The sequence below is a fragment of the Desulfobulbus alkaliphilus genome, assembly GCF_016918545.1.
In the GTDB taxonomy this organism is placed as follows: Bacteria; Desulfobacterota; Desulfobulbia; order Desulfobulbales; family Desulfobulbaceae; genus Desulfobulbus; species Desulfobulbus alkaliphilus.
This window is the reverse complement of sequence record NZ_JAFFQC010000354.1, coordinates 1-410: the sequence shown is the minus strand read 5'-3', so window position 1 is coordinate 410 and position 410 is coordinate 1. Positions and strand designations below refer to the sequence as shown.

General features: G+C 51.2%; 1 protein-coding gene. It reads left to right on the top strand.

Annotation, left to right across the window (positions count from 1 at the left end):
* Positions 1-8 precede the first annotated feature (8 nt).
* On the top strand, positions 9-410 hold a 402-nt coding region (locus JWG43_RS18910; RefSeq protein WP_275888522.1), incomplete at its 3' end, for an AAA family ATPase.

Genomic DNA, 410 nt, shown 5'->3' with positions numbered 1-410 from the left:
GCAATGGATTGATCAGGGATTGGGCAGGATGGCAGAAGGAGAAAGGCACGGCTTTCTCCTACTTGGAGTCCGTGCTTGAAGCTCTTTCGTCTCCGGATGAAGAAAAGCTCGTTCCCGGTGAACTCACACGGATCAGCCTTGATGATGTGAGAGACATGCCGACACTGAAGATGCCTTATGGTCAAGAAGTGGCCGTAGTACACGCGTCTTCTGGCATGCGGCGGATAGTTTCCCTGGCGTATTTTCTGGTTTGGTGCTGGGAAGAGCATTTGAGAGCAAAAAAACTGCTTGGCGAACGCCCATCCAATAAGACGACTTTCCTTATAGATGAGGTTGAGGCACACTTGCATCCTAAGTGGCAGCGATCGATCATTCCCGCCCTGATGAACATCATGGACAGACTGATGCCG